Raw genomic sequence first — 18,240 nt, forward strand, 5'->3', positions numbered from 1 at the left:
TCAATCGACCAATCATGCTTGGAGGAAACATATGTCGCGTCTGCATCCGATCATTTCGGTTACCGGATCCTCTGGGGCGGGGACGACCTCCGTCATGCGGACTTTCGACCAGATCTTCCGCCGCGAAGGCATCAATGTCGCGTTTGTCGAGGGCGATAGCTTCCACCGATACGACCGAGTCGCGATGAAGGCGGCGATCGCCGATGCTCACGCGCGCGGCGATCACACCTTCAGCCATTTCGGTCCGGAGGCTAACCTGTTCGACGATCTGCAAAGCCTCTTTGAGACGTACGGTGAGACCGGTACCGGCAAGGTGCGGCGCTACCTGCATGACGAGAAGGAGGCCGAACCCTATGGGCAGGAACCCGGTACCTTCACGCCGTGGGAGGAGATCCCCGAAGACACGGACATGCTTTTCTACGAGGGGCTACACGGCGCTATCGTGACCGACGACGTGGACGTCGCGGCCCATGCCGATCTGCGCATCGGCGTGGTGCCGGTGATCAACCTCGAATGGATCCAGAAGTTGCACCGCGACAAGGTCTCCCGTGGGTACACCTCAGAAGCCGTGACCGACACCATTTTGCGGCGGATGCCCGACTATCTGAACTACATGTGCACCCAGTTCTCACATACCGACGTCAACTTCCAGCGGGTGCCGGTCGTCGATACATCCAACCCGTTCATCGCCCGGTCGATACCTACGGCCGATGAGTCAATGCTGATAATCCGATTCCGTGACCCGCACGGTATCGATTTTCCGTATCTGCTTGCCATGTTGCATGATTCGTTCATGTCGCGCCCCAACACGATCGTGTGCCCCGGGGGCAAGATGGATCTGGCCATGCAGCTGATCTTCACACCGATGGTGCTGCGCCTGCTGGAACTCCGCCAAGCGCAGCTGGCGGGCGCGCGCTAACCCCGCAACGATGCCGGCGATACCGACTCGGTCACTGCGCGTCCGATCGCCGGATTGATAACATCCAGAGCCGGTTTCGGATACACACCCAGAATGACGAGCAACGCAAGCAACGGCACGACAACGGCTAGTTCACGGGGCCGCAAATCACGTAGCGCGGCATCACCCTGCTTTCTGGGGCCCGTCATCACGCGCTGGTAGAGCCACAGGACGTAAATCGCCAAGAGCACCAGCGCACTCGCCGCCAACACCGCGGAAACCGGGTACCGGGTGAATGTGCCGACCAACACCAGAAACTCACTGACGAAGGGCGCCAGCCCGGGTAGAGCCAGTGAAGCCAGGCCCGCGATCAGGAATGTTCCGGCGAGCACCGGGGCGACCTGCTGCACTCCGCCATATGCCGCGATCAGACGGGTACCTTTGCGGGACACCAGAAATCCGGCGATCAAAAACAGTGCGGCGGTCGCCAGACCGTGATTGACCATGTACAGCGTCGCGCCGGATTGACTCTGTTCTGTCATCACGAAGATTCCCAGGACGATGAATCCGAAATGGCTGATCGACGCATAGGCGATCACGCCCAGGATGTCGATCTGCCCGATGGCGACCAGCGCACCGTAGATAATCGCGATGACGGCAAGCGCAACAATGAACGGCCGAAAAAGAATTGCGCTGTCAGGAAAGAGTTTCAGGCAGTAATGGAGCATGCCGAAAGTGCCGATCTTGTCGACCACAGCCATCATCAACACCGCGGTCGCCGGTGTCGCCTCGGCGGCCACCCCCGGCAACCACGTGTGCAGCGGCCACAGCGGCGCCTTGATAGCGAACGCGACCATGAACCCGAGAAACAAAAAGTGCATGACGACCGGATTCGCACTGCCGGTGCCCGAGGACACCGCGGCGACAATGGCGCGGAAGTCGAAGGTTCCGGCCGACGCGAGATTGAGCCGGATCAGCGCGGCCAGCATGAGCAGTCCGCCAAACAGGCTGTACAGCAGAAACTTCAGCGCCGCCCGGGGAGCACCCGCTCCCCCGTATCGACCGACGAGGAAGAACATCGGAATCAGCATCGCTTCGAAGAACACGAAAAACAATAGGACGTCCAGCGCTACCAGGCAGATGAGCATCATCGACTCGACCGCCAGCATCAGCGCCAGGTAGCCATGAGGCCGTTCGGCATCGTTCCATCCGGCGATCAGCAACAGCGGCACGAGTACGGCGGTCAGGACCACGAGAACCATGGCGACCCCGTCGACGCCAACGATATATCCTGCTCCGAAAGAGCGGATCCAGGAGTGGCTTTCGACAAGCTGGTAGCCCGGATTGATCCGATCGAAGCTCACGAGCAGCAGGCCGGCGAGTGCGAGGACAATTATCGAGACCCCGACGGCAGTGTATTTCGCCGCGGTGCGCCGGCGGACCGGCACCGCCCGCACAACACACGCTCCCGCCAAGGGAGTCAGCCACAATGCGCTGACCAACGGCAACTGGGTCATGACGGGCTCCCCGCAAAGAAACTCACCAGCAGCCCGGTGGCGCCCAGGAAGATCGCCAACGCATAGGAGCGTGCGAATCCGGTCTGGATCCTCCGGATCTGCGTCGAGCCGGCACCGACGAGCAGCGCGAGGCCTTCGACCGCGGCGTCGATACGCGAGCGTTCCACGTCGACGAGGTTGCGCGACAGGCGTTGACCAGGTCGCATGAACGCCGCCTCGTTCAGGCTGTCGCCGAAGAGGTCACGACGGGCGGCGACGACCGCGGCCGACACCCATTCGGAGGCAACGGTTTTCACCGGCCGAATCGCGTAGCTGCGGTAGCCGATTGCGGCCCCGGCCGCGACGACGGCCAAGGTGAGGACCGTAAGCACCCAACCGGGCGCGTCAAGGTGAGGCTCTGCCGAGCCAGCTGGGTTGGTCACGGGCTGCAGCCAGCGTGTCAGGGTGCCGCCGATCGCGAGCGCGGCCCCGCCGCCGAGGGACCCGAACGCCAGCATGATCATCGGTGCCGTCATCACGACGGGTGACTCGCGCGGGTGGGTGCCCGGCTTCCACCGCGGTTCGCCCAAGAAGGTCATGACCATGACCCGCGTCATGTAGAACGCCGTGATCCCGGCACCCACCAATGTCACGGTGCCCAGCGCCACGCCGCCGGCGCCTGCCGCCGCAAAGGCGGTTTCGATGATCGCGTCCTTGGAGAAGAACCCGGCCAGTGGCGGGATACCGATGATCGCCAAATAACCCAGCCCAAACGTGGCGAAGGTGATCGGCATCGCCGAGCGCAGTCCGCCGTAGCGGCGCATGTCCGTCTCGTCGTTCATGCCGTGCATCACCGATCCGGCGCCCAGGAACAATCCGGCTTTGAAGAAGCCGTGGGTGAGCAGGTGCATGATCGCCACCGGGTAGCCGGCCGGACCTAGTCCGGCCGCCAGCACCATGTAGCCGATCTGCGACATCGTGGACGCGGCTAGTGCTTTCTTGATGTCGTCCTTGGCGCAGCCGATGATCGCGCCGAACAACAGCGTGATCGCCCCGACAATCGTCACCGCCGTGCGCGCGACGGGGGCCGCATCGAATACCGGGTCCGAGCGCACTATCAAATACACCCCGGCGGTAACCATGGTCGCGGCGTGGATCAGTGCGCTGACCGGTGTCGGTCCTTCCATCGCGTCGCCAAGCCACGACTGCAACGGGACCTGAGCGGACTTGCCGCATGCCGCCAATAGCAGCATCAATCCGATCACGGTCAACGTGGCCGACGCCGCCGCCTTACCGAATACCCCAGCGTAGGAGAACGTTCCGAAGTGGGCGAACATCATCATCAGCGCCAGCGCCAGCCCCACATCGCCGACTCGGTTGACGATGAACGCCTTCTTGGCCGCGGTCGCGGCCGCCGGCTTGTGCGACCAGAATCCGATGAGCAGGTAGGACGCCAAACCGACTCCCTCCCAACCGAAATATAGCCCGAGATAGTTGTCGGCCAGCACCAGCAGAAGCATCGCCGCTACGAACAGGTTCAGATAGCCAAAGAATCGGCGTCGCGCCGGATCGTCCTGCATATAGCCGATGGAATACAGGTGGATCAACGCTCCGACGCCGGTGATCAGCAGCACAAAGCACACGCTCAAGGCGTCCAGCTGCAGGCCGAATTCGACAGTCAGCGCCGACACCCTTATCCAGCTGAACAATGTCTCGTGCAGCACGCGGTCTGACGCGGCACGCTGCAACATATCAGCGAAAAGCCATGCCCCCCAGCCGAAAGACAGCAGCACGGTGGCACACCCAAGCAGATGCCCCCACGAGTCGGTGCGTCTGCCACCGAGCAGCAACACCGCCGCTCCGGTCAACGGCAACGCAATCAGCACCCACAACATTGGCGGCATGCGTCAGGGCCTCAGCGCGGGGGCGTCGTCCACAGTGGCGCTCGGGGGGCTGCGTCTGAGCAGCAGGGCGATGGCTAACTCGACCACCACCTCGCAGCCGAATGCCATCACGACAACCGCCACAAACATGAGGAGTAGATAGACGTCCACGCCTTGCAGCCTTGTCGTTTCCGCCGCACGGGTGAACCCCGAATCGGGGGATACTTCAGGTGATTCCGCGGGAAAGCGTCAGCGTCGCGGGGCTCCCGGGCCGACCAGGCCCGGGTCGAACGTCGCCCTGGCCGCCACCGAAGCGGCTGCCGCCCCGACGATCACGGTGGCGTCGGCCTCATGGCCTTTGGGGAAGACGATCTCCGCGCTGTCGGGTCCGTCGCGATGCGCCATCAACCAGTCGTAGAGCAGCCAGTCCAGTGCACAGGTGACGGAGAGCGGATCCGCGCCGGCGCTGTGCGATCCAGCGACCACGGACTTAATCGCATCCAGGTGTTCACGGCGGGCAGCGTCTTTGTTGACGCCGGAACTGTCGAACATCAACATCGACAAGGTCAGCGGAAACCGTTGCCCCGCTTCCGTTCGCACCACCCAGCGGCCGCCCAGCCAGGGGCGTGCCGGATCCACCTGCTGCATCTCCCCGAAGCCGCCGACCACGCCGAGGCTGGGTTCGTCGAGTTGATCGTCCAGCGGTGCCGGGCCCAGTAGTCCCAACGGTTGCCGCGCGCAGATCGAAAACAACGCAGCCGTCCCGATGATCTTGCCGGCGCGCAGGTCCGGTGTGATGCCGGCCGACTCGGCGGCCTCGGCGTATTCCAGGCATAACCGGTCCAGCGCGTGGTGCAGGTCGACCAGATCGTCACGCTCGGCCGTATCGGCCGGCGCCCTTCCGCCACCGAGTATTTCGCCGAACCGCTCGGCTGCGCCAATCAACGCATCATCCAGCGCTTCCAGGTGCGTGGCCACCAGCCGATCGGCCTCGTCGTCGTCGACCACCAGCCGCTGCAGCGACGTCGGCACGCCGGCCGGGGTGGTCCAGTAGAACCCGACCTGGCCGTCGGCCTGAACGATGCGGGGCCTCACCGCCGCCGCCAAATCACGACGCGATTGTTGCCCGAGTCCGCGACCGCCAGTCGGTCCCCGCACAGCGACAGGCCGTATGGCCAGCACAGGGTGTCGCGCTGCACGGAGGTCCAGCGGTTTTCGCCGTTGGCACCGAAGTGCGGCTGGGCCAAGACATAATCGGCGGCGCGATGGTCCGTTGGAATCGCTTCCCACAACAGAATTCGGTTGTTGGCGGTATCGGCCACCGCCAACCGATCGCCCTCTAGCCCGATCGCGTAGGGGAACCGGAACCGATCGCCGGTGTGCGGACCGTACGGCCATTCCTGCGAACTACTGAAATCCGGCTGGCCAATCAAGACGTCGGCGGGGCCGTCGGACGCCGGCGAAGGTGTCCAGCCCAGAAGGCGGTGATTGCCCGCGTCGGCGATCAGCAGCAGATCGTCGTGGCCGGCAATGTCGTGGGGCCAGCGGAAGCTGGCCGGGCCGGCACTCTCACCCCGGTTCTCTTCCCGGTGCGAGGCATCCGGTTGACCGAGCACCACGTCGGCGAGCTGACCGGGCTCGGGAATTCCGTTGTGCCAACCCAGCACCCGACGATTACCGGTGTCGGCCACCCAGAATGCACCGCCGATCACCGCGATCCCGAACGGCCAGTAGAACGACCCGGCCGAGCAGTCGGCGCCGGCATTGGGTTCCACCTCGGACGCGTCGGGCTGTCCGAGCACGATGTCCGGGGCGGTGTCGCTGTGCTCAGGGACCCCGTCCCAGATCAGGATGCGGTGATGCCAGGCATCCGCGACGACGAGACGTCCATCATGCAGCAGAACCCCCGTCGGCAGGTTCATCCCGCGTTCGGGTCCCCGGCGCCCCGCCGCGCGCCCTTCCGTTGAGCCATCCGGCTGGCCGAGCACCACATCGGCCGGCTGCTCATCGTCCGTCGGGACACCGTGCCACAGCAGCACCCGATGGTTTCCGGAGTCCGCGACTACCATGTGATCGTCACCCAGGAACACCCCGCGTGGCGAATACATCCACGCCATGGTGGGTTTCGCCGGAGGCAGCGCGAGTCCGCCGGGCGCGGGTGCGCCCAACCAGACGTCCGGCGACCATCCGCCGGTGAGGTCGACATCGGCCACCGGCTCGACCCGCGGGGGTAAGGCGGTGATGTTGCGCCGGACCGTGTAGCGGCTCATCCGCGCACTCGGACCCACACGTCTCCGTTGTCGACGCGCAGCGGCAACTGCTCGAGTTGCGCTCCGGGGGCACTGAGGCATTCACCCGAGGACGCGTCATAGCAGAAGCCGTGCCACGGGCAGGTGAGCGTGCCGTTGTGCACGTCCAGGATGGCGTTGTCCAATGGCATTGCCTCATGCGCACATTCGTTACGGTATGCCGACAACCGATGGTCGACGCTGACGACGATCACCTCCGCGCGCTCCCCCGAGTCGGCCGTCAGACTGCAGACCGTCAACTCGCCGTCGATCAAACCGGTGGCGGGCCCGACGACCGCCCACCCATCGCGACTGGAGGCCGAACCGATGCGCAGCGCCTCGATCGGGATCAGTGTCGGCGACGGCTCGTTGGGCAGCACCTCGACCGCCGAGATGGCCGGCACGCCCTCCACCAAGGCCTGTTCGACCAAGTTGCGCAAGGTCACCGACGACATCGAACAGCCGTTGCAAGCACCTTCCAGCCGCACGTAGGCGGTACCGTCGTCGACCCGGACCAGGGCGACATCGCCTCCGTGGCTTTGCAATTGGGGCCGAACCGACTCCAGCACCCGGTTGGCGTGGGTCAGCGGGTCCGGCCGGATGATCTCGTGCAGCGCCAACAGTAGGTGCACGATCGGATCGTCGACCAGCTCGAACAGGATCGCCCGGGCGGCGTCGTCCTCGCGCATGCGGCGCACGATGGTGACCAGTCCCGCACGATGCACGGCCTCGAGGGCAGACTTGAGTTCTTCGGCCACAGCGCGGGCCTTCGGGTCGAGGTCGGCCAAGGCCGCGACCGCGTCGTCGACCCGCTTGGCCAGTTCTTCGAGCCCGGGCTCGGAAATCTTCGACGACACCACCGTCATGTGACGTCCTTGGAGCGCAAAAGTGCGATTTGCCTTGCGATCTCGTCCAGCACACCGCGTACCGCACGCACCGATTCGTGGTCCTGCTGCTCCTCGAAGAGGAACCGCGCCTCGTAGAGCTTGGCCTTGGCCTGGTCGAACATCCCGAGGTGGGCCAGCGCGTTGCCCTGGTTGGCCAACACCCTGGCCCGACCCAGTGGGTCGGTGTCGCGGTCGCGGGCCGCGAGCACCGCCTCATACAGTTCCACCGCCTCGACAAGATTGTCGGCCTGATGCTTGGACGGGGTGTACACCAGCGAATTCGCCAGGTTCAGCTGAACGCTCGCCCACTGTTCGGGGTAACTCTCGCGGGTGTAGACCTTCAGCGCGGAACGCAGCGATTGCGCGGCCACCCCGAGACGAAGCTGGCCGGACGCCTCCACCATCGGCATGGTCAGGTACGCGGTCGCCAGGTTGGCGTGGGCCGAGGCCCACAGCAGCGGCGCCTCCTCCCGCAACACCAGCTGTAGCGCGGAGTGGTAATGGGGTATGGCCTGGGCCAGCAGCCCCGGATTGTCCTGGGCGCGTTCGTGTATCAGCCCCGCGACGGTCAGATGCAGTTCCGCGCGGGCAATGCGAAGACCGTCGGCGCCATCCAGTAGACGCAACGCCCGTTCCAGGCGGGGCTGCGCCGACGGGTCGTCGATGTCGCGGCAGATCGACCCGGCCGCCGCGATCAGCATGCCTTCCAGGCATGGCGATAGGTCTGTGGCGGACTGGGCGGCCCGTTCCAGCAGCGCGATTGCCGCCACCGGATCCCCTTGCGCTACCAGGTAACTGGCTTGTGCGGACAATGCGACGGCGGCGAGCTCGCCAGTTCTGCCGTCGGCGTCGGGCGGGGTGTCGCGCTGGCCGATCGTGAACAACACGAGGTCCACCAGGACATCGAAGTCACCCAGCTCGGCACGTAGCTTGTCGGCATCGACGCCGTCGGGTTGCAGCACGAACCGGTTGTATCGACTGACGGGATCGTCGGCGGTCAGTTGTCCCAACGCCGCCTCGACGTCACCGGAGTGGGCGAGCTCTAGGGCCCGCAGCGACTCGGGCCAGGCCGCGGGTTCGTTCCCGTTCAACAGCGCCGTGCGCACTGTGTCGTTCTCCATACCAGCGGGAATCAGCAAGTACCCCAGCGGCAGCGGGAACGCGCCGAGCGCTTGCGGTCGGGTGGCCAGGGCGATTTCAGCGGCGGCGGTCATGGCGGTCATCCATTGAGTGGTCCTCGGATATTGCGTTCGGCAGCACGCTTGATCAGGTTGGCCGACAACTCGGCGCGCCGCTTGGTGGAGTGCCCGTCGATCCGCTTTCGCACCACACCGTCGGCGAACACCACGATGATCTCGACGAACCAGCGGCCGGATTCCTCGACGACGACGGTCTGCACGTCGAGCGCCTCGTCGGCCGAGCTGTCGGCCCGCACCACCGTCGGCGGGCGTTCCGGCTGCGCCCCGTCCGTCGGCGGTTCAGCCATCAGAATCACCCCGATGACTCCCGCCGGCCCCCCAGCGGAATGCGTAGCGACTTGGTTGCATCGTCCCAGAATGCACCAGCGACGCCCGAAACGGCGCGGTCAGCGACCACCTCGCGGATAAGCAGCGATCGGTCACCCGCGGGGTTGCGCTGCTTCAGCAGCAGTCCCCCGCTGCGCGGGCCGCGCAAAGGGATCAGCCACAGGTCGCCGTCGCGGAGCACGGCGGCCACTGCGTCGGAGGGAAATCGGCTGGCCGCCAACGCCGCATCCAGGCGCAGGTAGCCGTCGGCGGTGAATTCGACCGTGGCCTCCGGGGTCGCGGCCGGTCGAAGTGCGGCCAGGTGGTCGGCCTCGATCCGATCGATGACCAGCTCCATCGCGGCCTGCACCGGTGCGGACAGGTCGGCGCCGAGCTCGACGCCTGCCACCTCGACGAGGTAGACGGTGATGTCGGTCGGGCAGTCCTCGCCGAGCGCCCAACGGGCGAACGCGATGGCGTGATCCCAACGGAACGAGTGGGTGTGCAGACCCTGCAGCGGCGGCAGGTCCGCCAGCTCGGAGCCCGGCACCTTGAAGATGGTGCCCGGCGCGGAGCCGGTCGCCGCCGCGTCGATGATCACCACCGATTCGGCCCCGCGCATTTGGAACGCCACGTCCATGCCCGCGGTGCCGCCATCCACCAGGCGTGCCCCATCGGGGACCCCGCGTTCCCAAAGGTGACGGACCAGAACGGGTCCGACACCGTCGTCACCTCGCAACAGGTTGCCGCAGCCGACCACCAACACCTCACAACCTGGAGTCTCCAGGTCGACCGCGTCGCCGGTGCTGGCCATACCGCAATCAGAGGCAGTCAGGATCACACCATGCCGTTGATCACGAACTGGGACAACTCTTTACCCGTCTTGCCGTCATAGGCGTGCACAGTACACACCAGGCAGGAGTCGAAACTGCGCGCCACGTGCCCGAGTTCCACCGGATCCTCGGCGTCCACGATCGGCGAACCGACCAGCGCGCTCTCGATCGGGCCGAGAACCTGTCCGCTGTCCCGCGGGCCGATGTTCCAGGCGGTGGGCGTGACCACCTGGTAGTTCTTGATCTTGTTGTCCTCGATCACAATCCAGTCGGACAGCGCGCCACGGGCCGCCTCGGTGGAGCCGAAGCCCATGCCCTCGGCGTGCTCGATCGGCTTGGAGTAGAAGCTCTCCTTGAGGTCGAGCTGGTCGAGCCACTCCCGGACCCACTTGTAGTACTTCGGGCCCTCGTGCATGCGGGCGAGCTGGCGGACCATGACACTGGGCCCGATCTTGTTCATGATGTCGACGAACAGCGGGTCATTGTCCTGGTGCGCTGCGGCGTTGGGCCCGCCGGCCGCCATCCGGCGCGCCAACGGGCCGGCCTCGAGCGGGATGTTGCCCAGGTTGCCCACGGCGTAGCGGGGCGACTTGGCCCAGCTGTATTTGCCGTCCTTGCGACCCTGTTCGGGATCGATCGGAATCGTCTCGCCTTCGAAGGGGTGCAGCGGGCGGCTGCCCTCGTAGAACGAGTGCGTGACGTCCTCGCGGACGTTGGCCTGGTCGAACTCGTACCACTGGCCCTTCGCGTACACACCGGAACGGCCGATCAGTGCGGCGTTGCGCCCGGCGATGGTCGGGTTCTCATAGAGCGACGGGTCGAAGTAGGTACCGGTCGAGATGTAGTTGCCGACGCCGGCGCCGTACTTGTCCAGGCCCACATCCAGGCAGTAGCGGATGAAAAAGCCGCAATCGCTGTTGTATTGGGATTCGTTCTCGTCGACCCAGGCCAGCACGTCTTCCCAGGTCTTGTTCTCCAGCCAGCGGTCGATGGTGCAGCCGAGCCAGTGCTTCTCCAGCCAGTTGTCCTTCCAGTGCTCGAGGATCGCGATCGAGCGGGTGACGTCGGACAGCGTGGGCGCGCACATCACCCCGCCGGGCACCATGAAGCTGGAGTGCGGCCACTGCCCGCCGAAGATCGCGTAGACCTCTACCGGCTTCGCCGAAAGCACCACGCCCGGTTGGTAGCTGGTGCCGACGTAGGGCGCGAACCGGCGGACGGCCTCGTCGTAGAGCTTGGACTTCGCGTAGTTCTTGTTGGTCAGGTCGATCGCGAACAGCGCGTAGAAGTAGCGCGGGATCGACTGCAGCGTCTCGCAGGCCTGGCAGATGTTGCGGACCAGGGTGGCGTTGTGCGGCATGTGCGTCCGCCACGCGGTGTCCAACGCGTACGCCGACTTATAGAGGTGGCTGCCACCGCAGATGCCGCAGATGCGCGGGCACACGATGAGGCCGGCCTGGGGGTCCTTGCCCCGCAGAATGATTTCGAAGCCCCGGAACATCGCGGCCTCGGTCCAGGCCGACGTGACGACGCCGTCCTCAACGGTGACGCGAACGTCGAGGTCTCCCTCGACGCGGCCCAATGGGCTGACATAGAGGTCGAGCGCAGTCATGTATTCCTCCTGAAATGTGGTGCACTACCTGGGCTGTGGGCGTGCGGGGCGGTCAGACGACGAACATGTTTTCTTTGGACCATTGCGGCGCGGCGATCCGGGCGGCCGCGGCGTGTGCCATGTAGGTCAGGTGATCCGAGCCCTCCGGGACTTCCCGCGGGATCATCCCGGACACCTTCTGCGTCTTGAACACGGTTCCCGGCGCCAGATCGAAGTGCGGGAATTCCGGTTCGGTGCAGCCCAGACACGGCATGCCGGCGCGGGTCTTCGACGACTGGCGGTTCCACAGGATCCGGTTGCACGGGGAGTGCGTCATCGGGCCGCGGCAGCCGAATTCGTAGAACAGGCAGCCTGTCCGGGTGCCCTCGCCGAAGGACATCGTCGACTGCTTGTACTCGAAGAATTGCACTCGGGTGCAACCGGTTTGGGTGAAAGTCTTGAAGAACGTCTCGGGTCGGTGCAGTTCGTCGAGGGTGATGTCACCGGCGCGGCCGGTCGCCAACGCGACGAGGATCTGAGTGATCCAGTCCGGGTGCGCCGGGCAACCGGGAATGTTGATTACGGGCAGGCCCATCTTGGACCGAAAGTCGGGCCCGAGGAACCCGCCCCTGTCGCGCTTGTGGAATTGCAGGCCGGTCGACGCGGACGGGTTGGGCTCCATCGCCGGGATGCCGCCGAAGCACGCGCAGTCACCGATGGCCACCACGATCTGCGCGGCGGACGCCAGGTCGGTGACCCAGTCCTTCATCGCACGGTCGGCGAACATGTCCATCCGGCCGGTGCCGTTGGGCGCCTCGATCACCGTGCCCTCGAACACGAAGATGTCCAGCGGCCGGTCGCCGTTGGCGCAATCCCAAAAGACCTTTTGTGCATTTTTGCCGAGTTCGAGCCCCAATGACGGATGCCACAATAAGTCGAGACCGAAATCGACAATCAAATCGACGACATTCGGTTCCTCGGCATTGAGAAATGACATGGTATTTCCGCTACATGCCCCGCCTTGAAACCATAAAACGGATGCCATAGGAACTCCTCTCGAAATGACGGTCGAGGGCGCGACCGCATTTGGTAATCGTGGGCTGGAAGTCTGTTACTGCGGGAGGCGCTTGCCGAACGCCCGGGCCACCTGTACCAGGAAGCCCAGACCGCGGTTGACGTCTTTGTCCTTGCTGACCCGCCACAGTCCGAACAACCCCTTGGGGCCTCCCGGGTCCGCGGCGGCGGCGGTCTTGCCCTCGACGAGGGCTTGACCCAACTCCCCCAGCACGTCGACGGCCCGCGGATCGACCAGCGGCGACTGCAGGATCTTGTTCAACGCCGGTGTCGCGGTGACCAGCGACGACGCCAGTTCGGACAAGCTGGCCGCGAGCGCCTGCAGGTCGACCGATCGCAGCTCGGATGCCACGCCGTCGAAACTGGGCAAGTTGGCGCCCGAGAAGTCGCGCGCTCCCGCGCGCAACTCGCCGACCGCCGATGCCAACGTCTCGCTGATCGCGTCACCGCGGCGGACGAAGCCGTCGAGGCCGGTCAGCAGGATCGCCAGCAGGTCGGCATGGTCGAGCAAGTTGTTCAGCGACGCGGCAACCGCAGGGTCGTCGAGTCGGTCGCGCAGTTGGTCCGCTGGGGACAGCGTGACAACTTGAGCGTTTGCCGGCATGGCACCTCCTTGAGGGATCGGGTGGGCTGTGCCCCGATTCCGAGAGAGCCACAGCGGACTGTGGCCTCGATCACAAAGCTAGCGGCCAGTTCGCGTTCTGCCTATCGCTTTCGCGCAACAGCTGTCAGGATTGCGAAGAGTTAGACGCGTTGGCGCGCGCTCGGCTAGCAGGAGACTTGCATGATCGCCACCGATTATTTAATAGACACTTCACAATTCGATGGCACGTCGTCGGAGCAGCCAGCAGACGATACGCGGTGTCGCGGCTAACCCGTCTGGGGTTCATCGATATCCGCCGGACGGCGAATCCGGTGCGGCGCAAGGTGCGCTCGCGGGGCGTCCCGCCCGCCCTGGCGGACAACGAAATCTTCTATACCGAGAACCCGACCGAAGCCATGAGATTGATGGCCAAAGCGCTCGCGCCGCTGTCGTTGCAGGTGGGACCCGACGACGCCGCGGGGTTTGCTGCGACCATGCATGGCGTGCGGCTGCGCAACGTCAGCATGCTGTACCTCGACGTGCATGTCGCTGCCACCATCGACATTCCGGTGCTCGGGCAGTACTTCGGCGTGCACATGCCCATGAACGGACGTGCGTTGGTCGATCACCGCGGCCGCAACTTCGAAGCCAACACGATCCGCGCGCTAGTGACCAGCCCGGGCGAAGCGCTGCGGATACAGTTCGACCACGACTCCCCGCAGCTGCTGATCCGGATCGAGCAGCGCGCTATGGCGGCCCACCTCACCCGGTTGCTGGGCCGAAGCTTGACCAGGCCCTTGGAGTTCGAACCCGATTTCGACCTTGCCAGCGAGGCCGCGATGCGTTGGCACACCGCGGTTCAGCTCATTCACAGCGAGGTGTTCCACCCCGGCTCGCTGATCCAGCGGGGCCAGGGTATCGGTGCGATCGAGGAACTGGTGATGAGCACCCTGCTGCAGCTGCAGCCGTCCAATTACCACGAAGAATTTCTCCAGCCGGCGCAGCCAGATCCACGACGGGTCGTCGTCCATGACGCCATGAACTTCATCGACGACCATCTCGCTGAACGCATCACGATGGACGAACTCGCCAAGGCGGTCCACATGAGTGTCCGCTCGATCCAGCAGGGCTTCCGCGAGGAGCTGAACATGACGCCGATGACCTACGTTCGCGAGCGCCGGCTGGAGCGAGTCCACGAGGAGCTCATGGACGCGATGCCCTCCGACGGGATTACCGTCACTGCGGTCGCCGAGCGATGGGGCTTCAACCACCTCGGAAGTTTTGCCGTGGAGTACCGAAAGCGGTGGGGCGAGGCGCCATCCGACACGTTGCGGCGCTAGGAAGCCCGGCGCACCGCGCTGACCTGCCGCCAGCCGAGGTCGGGATACGAGACCAGATGCTGGATGAGCAGTTCGGTGGCCATCGGCGGTGTGGGTTGGCTGACCACATGCCAGGGCCGCTTGACCGGCGTGCCCGGTACGGGCAGCTCGACCAACGCACCGGAGTCGAGCTCGCGCTGCACCGCCTGGCGCGAGACCAGCGTGACGCCCAGCCCCGCGACGGCCGCCGACACCACCGCACCGTGCGAGCCAAGCACCAACTGCGGCGGCGTGACGCCGAGCTCCTCGAGCAGGGTCATCAGCGTCGAGCGGGTGCCGGAGCCCTGCTCGCGCAACAGCCAGGTGGCCGTCGCCGGCGCGAAGCCGTCGGCGACCTCCGGACGCCCGACGACGATCAGCGTGTTCGGGCTGATCGCGCGGACCCGGACCTTCGACCGCAGCTCCTCGGGCGGCCGGCCGGCGAACACCAGGTCGACTTCATGGCGCGACAGCATCGGCCACAGCGCGCCACGCGCGGCAACTTCGACATGCAGCACCACGCCAGGATGTCGAGCACGAAACGACGCCAGCGCCGCCGGGATGAGCAACTCTCCCGCCGACGTCACCGCGGCCAACCGGATCGAACCGTTTTCGGGATCCGCCTCGCCGCGCGCGGCCAGAATCGCCTCGTCGTGCAGGCCGAGGATGCGGCGCGCGTATTCCACGTACCGCAGCCCGGCCGGGGTCAACCGCACCCCGCGACCATGCCGGTCGACCAGTGTGATCCCGATGTCGCTGCTCAGCGCCCGCAAGGCCGAGGAAATTGACGACTCGGTGACCACCAGACGTTCGGCGGCGCCGCGCACCGAGCCGGTGTCAGCGACCTCAACGAGCGCCCGCAGGCGCGCATTTGTCGTCATGCCGTCTCCCGTGTCTCGAACACCCGACTGGCCAACAGATCTACCGCCTCTATCGTGGTCAGCGCCGTAAGACCGACGCTCGTGTCGGCCTTTTCCAACAACCGCCGCGCATGCCGCAGCCGAGCTCGCTCCAACGCGTTACGCACACTGCGCGCATTGGCAAACCATGGCTGGTCACGGCGCCGGCAAAGATACTGGCGCAGCACGCCGCGCGCTTCCTCGGAAAACCGGTATCCCAGGCCGGCGATCATCAGGCCAGCGATGTCCTCGAGCTCCCCGATGCTGTAGTCCGGGAACGTGATGTGGTGGGCGATCCGGCTTTGCATCCCGGGGTTGGCCGAGAAGAACTGGTCCATCTTGTCCGCGTACCCGGCGAGAATCACCACCAGGTCGTCGCGATTGTTCTCCATCACCTGCAGCAGGATCTCGATCGCTTCGCCGCCGTAGTCACGTTCGTTTTCGACCTTGTAGAGGTAATAAGCCTCGTCGATGAACAGCACGCCGCCCATCGCCCGCTTGATGACGTCCTTGGTCTTGGGCGCGGTGTGGCCCACGTATTCGCCGACGAGGTCGTCGCGGGTCACGCTGACCAGATGACCGCGACGCAGGTAGCCGAGCCGGTGCAGCAGGTCGGCCATCCGCATCGCGACAGTGGTCTTGCCGGTGCCGGGGTTGCCAGTAAAGGACATGTGCAGCGTCGGCTGCGGGGCGCTGACCCCGAACCGTTCCCGCATGCGGTCGACCAGCAGCAGGGCCGCGATTTCGGCGATGCGGGTTTTCACTGGTTCCAGGCCCACGAGTTCGCTGTCCAGGGCGGACAGCACCTCGTCGACGCCCGAGGCAGCCCGGGCCGCCGCCAGGTCGACGACGGCGTCCGGGCCCAGCGGCTCGGGCTCGGTCTCGTCGACAACCTCACCGGGCGGGAAACCAAAGGCGGTCACGGTGATTCGTACCTCTGCCCGGCCGGCTGCGCCGTCGCATACGCGTAGGTGGTGTAGCCGATCTGGCGGTTCGCCCGCTCGGCTCGCTCCAGCCGGAACCCGGGCTCTTCGGCTGGCCGGTTGACGATGAACGAGAACGCCGTGGTCTGCCGGCCCAGGCTGGCGTCGTAGGCGTTTAGTCGGACGTAGCTGTTCGGGTTGGCCGCTCGGCAAGCGTTGACTTCGAGCAGCACCCCGGCCGCGTCCTTCAGGTCGAACATCGGCAGCCCCCACATCTCCCAGTAGGTGTTGCGTGGATGCGGATCGTCGGTGAACTCCACCGACAGCGGCCAACCGTGCTCGAGCGCATAGCCGATCTGCGCGGTGATCTCCTGGTCGGTGAAGTCGGGCAGGTAGGAAAACGTGCCTTGGGTGATTCGCATGCGCTCGCTCCTCTCAGACCCGGGTCGGCGTCGCGACGACGTCGGGGGTATCGGTGGATTCGTAGTTGAAGGTGATGTCGCCCCAGGTGGCCAGCGCGGTGTCGAGTGCGCGGTTGCGCGACGCGGCCTTCTTGAGGATCTCCGGACCTTCCTTGTAGTAGTCGCGGCCCTCGTTGCGGGCCTTGATCATCGCCTCCAGCGCGACGCGGTTGGCCTCGGCTCCCGCGGCGATGCCCATCGGGTGCCCGATCGTGCCGCCACCGAACTGCAGCACCACGTCCTCACCCAGATAGTGGATGAGCTGGTGCATCTGACCGGCGTGGATACCGCCGGAGGCGACCGGCATGACGCCCGGCATGGACACCCACTCCTGGTCGAAATACAGGCCCTTGACCGGGTCGGCGGCCACGCTGTCCAGACGCAACGTGTCGTAGAAGCCGGCTGTGGTGTTGGGGTCGCCTTCGAGCTTGCCGACCACCGTTCCGGCGTGGATATGGTCGACGCCGGCCAGCCGCATCCACTTCGAGATGACGCGGAAGCTCACGCCGTGACTCTTCTGCCGGGTGTAGGTCCCGTGCCCCGCGCGATGCAGGTGCAGGATGACGCTGTTGTCGCGGGCCCACTTCGCCATCGACTGAATGGCGGTGTAACCGATCGTCAGGTCGATCATGACGACCACCGAACCTAGCTCGGCGGCGAACTCCGCCCGCTCGTACATCTCCTCCATGGTTCCGGCGGTGACGTTGAGGTAGTGGCCCTTGATTTCACCGGTCGCGGCCTGGGCCCGATTCACCGCCTCCATGCAGAACAGGAAGCGGTCCCGCCACCGCATGAATGGTTGTGAGTTGATGTTCTCGTCGTCCTTGGTGAAATCCAATCCGCCGCGCAGCGCCTCGTACACGACCCGGCCGTAGTTGCGCGCGGAAAGGCCGAGCTTCGGCTTGGTGGTGGCACCCAGCAGCGGCCGACCGAATTTGTTCAGGTGTTCGCGCTCGGTCACGATCCCGTGGGCGGGACCCTGAAACGTCTTGACGTAGTGGGTCGGGATCCGCATGTCCTCCAAGCGCAGCGCCTTGAGCGGCTTGAACCCGAAGACATTGCCGATGATCGAGCTGGTCAGATTGGCGATCGAGCCCTCCTCGAACAGGTCGAGGTCGTAGGCGATCCAGGCAATCCACTGCCCCGGGGCGTTGGGCACCGCGTCGACCCGGTAGCACTTGGCCTGGTAGTGCTCGAACGTGGTGAGCCGGTCGGTCCAGACCACCGTCCAGGTCGCCGTGCTCGACTCACCAGCGACGGCGGCGCCCGCCTCCTCGGGGGGCACCCCCTCCTGCGGGGTGATCCGGAACGCGCACAGGACGTCGGTGTCCTTCGGCTCGTAATCCGGCTGCCAGTAACCCATCTCTGCGTACGGGATCACTCCCGCGTTCCATCTCTCAGTCATGGCTCGAATGGTGTCAGCGCAACAATCAACCTGTCTATCGATAATAGACCGCTAATACTTAGGTAAATAGTTAAGTATTGAATTACCCCCATCGCTTCCACCATTCGGGTGACGCCGAACCATCGCTGCTGCTCTTACCGTGTGCGCACACCGAGA

General features: G+C 65.3%; 18 protein-coding genes. 2 read left to right on the plus strand and 16 right to left on the minus strand.

The features are described from left to right. The first annotated feature begins 31 nt into the window (after positions 1-31). Positions 32-919: a phosphoribulokinase gene (locus G6N54_RS09765; RefSeq protein ID WP_163789856.1), complete on the plus strand. Its 888-nt coding sequence runs from the start codon at positions 32-34 to the stop codon at positions 917-919. Here G6N54_RS09765 and G6N54_RS09770 read toward each other — a convergent pair. The 12 genes from G6N54_RS09770 to G6N54_RS09820 all read right to left on the minus strand — a co-directional run bounded on the left by G6N54_RS09770 (position 916) and on the right by G6N54_RS09820 (position 13,059). Beyond that, complete coding sequence (locus G6N54_RS09770; protein WP_163789857.1) at positions 916-2,415, minus strand: NADH-quinone oxidoreductase subunit M; 1,500 nt, start codon at positions 2,413-2,415, stop codon at positions 916-918. The two genes, G6N54_RS09765 and G6N54_RS09770, sit on opposite strands and share 4 nt — an antisense overlap. After that, the gene (nuoL, locus tag G6N54_RS09775) at positions 2,412-4,298 is read right to left on the minus strand and encodes an NADH-quinone oxidoreductase subunit L (RefSeq protein WP_163789858.1); all 1,887 of its coding nucleotides are present in this window, start codon (positions 4,296-4,298) and stop codon (positions 2,412-2,414) included. Before nuoL ends, G6N54_RS09770 begins: the two co-directional genes overlap by 4 nt. 3 nt (positions 4,299-4,301) lie before the next feature. Next, on the minus strand, positions 4,302-4,427 hold the full coding sequence (locus tag G6N54_RS31035) for a hypothetical protein (RefSeq protein ID WP_269475882.1): 126 nt from the start codon (positions 4,425-4,427) through the stop codon (positions 4,302-4,304). Positions 4,428-4,526: 99 nt separating this feature from the next. Then, positions 4,527-5,372, minus strand: a complete 846-nt coding sequence (locus tag G6N54_RS09780; RefSeq protein ID WP_163789859.1) for a hypothetical protein — start codon at positions 5,370-5,372, stop codon at positions 4,527-4,529. Next, positions 5,369-6,547: an NHL repeat-containing protein gene (locus tag G6N54_RS09785; protein WP_232073535.1), complete on the minus strand. Its 1,179-nt coding sequence runs from the start codon at positions 6,545-6,547 to the stop codon at positions 5,369-5,371. The genes G6N54_RS09780 and G6N54_RS09785 overlap by 4 nt, the downstream gene beginning before the upstream one ends. Continuing rightward, positions 6,544-7,431: a NifU family protein gene (locus G6N54_RS09790; protein ID WP_163789860.1), complete on the minus strand. Its 888-nt coding sequence runs from the start codon at positions 7,429-7,431 to the stop codon at positions 6,544-6,546. Before G6N54_RS09790 ends, G6N54_RS09785 begins: the two co-directional genes overlap by 4 nt. Then, on the minus strand, positions 7,428-8,675 hold the full coding sequence (locus tag G6N54_RS09795) for a tetratricopeptide repeat protein (protein WP_179969191.1): 1,248 nt from the start codon (positions 8,673-8,675) through the stop codon (positions 7,428-7,430). The genes G6N54_RS09790 and G6N54_RS09795 overlap by 4 nt, the downstream gene beginning before the upstream one ends. Continuing rightward, entirely contained in the window at positions 8,672-8,938 is a 267-nt protein-coding gene (locus tag G6N54_RS09800; protein ID WP_163789861.1) for a hypothetical protein, read from the minus strand. The genes G6N54_RS09795 and G6N54_RS09800 overlap by 4 nt, the downstream gene beginning before the upstream one ends. Positions 8,939-8,943: 5 nt before the next feature. Then, a complete protein-coding gene (locus G6N54_RS09805; RefSeq protein WP_179969192.1) occupies positions 8,944-9,771 on the minus strand; it encodes a hydrogenase maturation protease in 828 nt (275 codons plus the stop codon). A gap of 23 nt (positions 9,772-9,794) precedes the next feature. Next, a complete protein-coding gene (locus tag G6N54_RS09810) occupies positions 9,795-11,402 on the minus strand; it encodes a nickel-dependent hydrogenase large subunit (RefSeq protein WP_163789862.1) in 1,608 nt (535 codons plus the stop codon). Between the two features lie 52 nt (positions 11,403-11,454). Beyond that, positions 11,455-12,426 (minus strand): NADH-quinone oxidoreductase subunit B family protein, encoded by a 972-nt coding sequence (locus tag G6N54_RS09815; RefSeq protein WP_163789863.1) that lies wholly within the window; start codon positions 12,424-12,426, stop codon positions 11,455-11,457. Positions 12,427-12,492: 66 nt separating this feature from the next. Beyond that, complete coding sequence (locus G6N54_RS09820; protein ID WP_163789864.1) at positions 12,493-13,059, minus strand: DUF1641 domain-containing protein; 567 nt, start codon at positions 13,057-13,059, stop codon at positions 12,493-12,495. Between the two features lie 257 nt (positions 13,060-13,316). Here G6N54_RS09820 and G6N54_RS09825 point away from each other — a divergent pair, with 257 nt between their 5' ends. Beyond that, positions 13,317-14,378 carry an AraC family transcriptional regulator gene (locus G6N54_RS09825; RefSeq protein WP_163789865.1) on the plus strand — a complete coding sequence of 354 codons (1,062 nt, stop codon included), beginning with the start codon at positions 13,317-13,319 and terminating at the stop codon, positions 14,376-14,378. Here the strand turns inward: G6N54_RS09825 and G6N54_RS09830 are convergent. From G6N54_RS09830 to G6N54_RS09845, 4 genes are read right to left on the minus strand one after another with little or no spacing between them, the layout of a single operon-like run. Then, positions 14,375-15,277, minus strand: a complete 903-nt coding sequence (locus G6N54_RS09830) for a LysR family transcriptional regulator (RefSeq protein WP_163789866.1) — start codon at positions 15,275-15,277, stop codon at positions 14,375-14,377. The two genes, G6N54_RS09825 and G6N54_RS09830, sit on opposite strands and share 4 nt — an antisense overlap. Next, complete coding sequence (cbbX, locus tag G6N54_RS09835; RefSeq protein ID WP_232073537.1) at positions 15,274-16,218, minus strand: CbbX protein; 945 nt, start codon at positions 16,216-16,218, stop codon at positions 15,274-15,276. The genes G6N54_RS09830 and cbbX overlap by 4 nt, the downstream gene beginning before the upstream one ends. Further along, positions 16,215-16,640, minus strand: a complete 426-nt coding sequence (locus tag G6N54_RS09840; RefSeq protein WP_163789867.1) for a ribulose bisphosphate carboxylase small subunit — start codon at positions 16,638-16,640, stop codon at positions 16,215-16,217. The genes cbbX and G6N54_RS09840 overlap by 4 nt, the downstream gene beginning before the upstream one ends. A 13-nt stretch (positions 16,641-16,653) precedes the next feature. Beyond that, positions 16,654-18,084, minus strand: coding sequence for a form I ribulose bisphosphate carboxylase large subunit (locus G6N54_RS09845; protein WP_163789868.1), 1,431 nt, complete (start codon positions 18,082-18,084; stop codon positions 16,654-16,656). Between the last annotated feature and the right edge of the window lie 156 nt (positions 18,085-18,240).

The organism is Mycobacterium stomatepiae, from assembly GCF_010731715.1.
Taxonomy (GTDB): Bacteria; Actinomycetota; Actinomycetes; order Mycobacteriales; family Mycobacteriaceae; genus Mycobacterium; species Mycobacterium stomatepiae.

Excerpts from the sequence above, each read along its gene's own strand:
- G6N54_RS09765 (WP_163789856.1), top strand. The coding sequence starts at position 32 with ATGTCGCGTCTGCATCCGATCATTTCGGTTACCGGATCCTCTGGGGCG.
- G6N54_RS09770 (WP_163789857.1), bottom strand. The coding sequence starts at position 2,415 with ATGACCCAGTTGCCGTTGGTCAGCGCATTGTGGCTGACTCCCTTGGCG.
- nuoL (WP_163789858.1), bottom strand. The coding sequence starts at position 4,298 with ATGCCGCCAATGTTGTGGGTGCTGATTGCGTTGCCGTTGACCGGAGCG.
- G6N54_RS31035 (WP_269475882.1), bottom strand. The coding sequence starts at position 4,427 with ATGTTTGTGGCGGTTGTCGTGATGGCATTCGGCTGCGAGGTGGTGGTC.
- G6N54_RS09785 (WP_232073535.1), bottom strand. The coding sequence starts at position 6,547 with ATGAGCCGCTACACGGTCCGGCGCAACATCACCGCCTTACCCCCGCGG.
- G6N54_RS09790 (WP_163789860.1), bottom strand. The coding sequence starts at position 7,431 with ATGACGGTGGTGTCGTCGAAGATTTCCGAGCCCGGGCTCGAAGAACTG.
- G6N54_RS09795 (WP_179969191.1), bottom strand. The coding sequence starts at position 8,675 with ATGACCGCCATGACCGCCGCCGCTGAAATCGCCCTGGCCACCCGACCG.
- G6N54_RS09800 (WP_163789861.1), bottom strand. The coding sequence starts at position 8,938 with ATGGCTGAACCGCCGACGGACGGGGCGCAGCCGGAACGCCCGCCGACG.
- G6N54_RS09805 (WP_179969192.1), bottom strand. The coding sequence starts at position 9,771 with ATGGCCAGCACCGGCGACGCGGTCGACCTGGAGACTCCAGGTTGTGAG.
- G6N54_RS09810 (WP_163789862.1), bottom strand. The coding sequence starts at position 11,402 with ATGACTGCGCTCGACCTCTATGTCAGCCCATTGGGCCGCGTCGAGGGA.
- G6N54_RS09815 (WP_163789863.1), bottom strand. The coding sequence starts at position 12,426 with ATGGCATCCGTTTTATGGTTTCAAGGCGGGGCATGTAGCGGAAATACC.
- G6N54_RS09820 (WP_163789864.1), bottom strand. The coding sequence starts at position 13,059 with ATGCCGGCAAACGCTCAAGTTGTCACGCTGTCCCCAGCGGACCAACTG.
- G6N54_RS09830 (WP_163789866.1), bottom strand. The coding sequence starts at position 15,277 with ATGACGACAAATGCGCGCCTGCGGGCGCTCGTTGAGGTCGCTGACACC.
- G6N54_RS09840 (WP_163789867.1), bottom strand. The coding sequence starts at position 16,640 with ATGCGAATCACCCAAGGCACGTTTTCCTACCTGCCCGACTTCACCGAC.
- G6N54_RS09845 (WP_163789868.1), bottom strand. The coding sequence starts at position 18,084 with ATGACTGAGAGATGGAACGCGGGAGTGATCCCGTACGCAGAGATGGGT.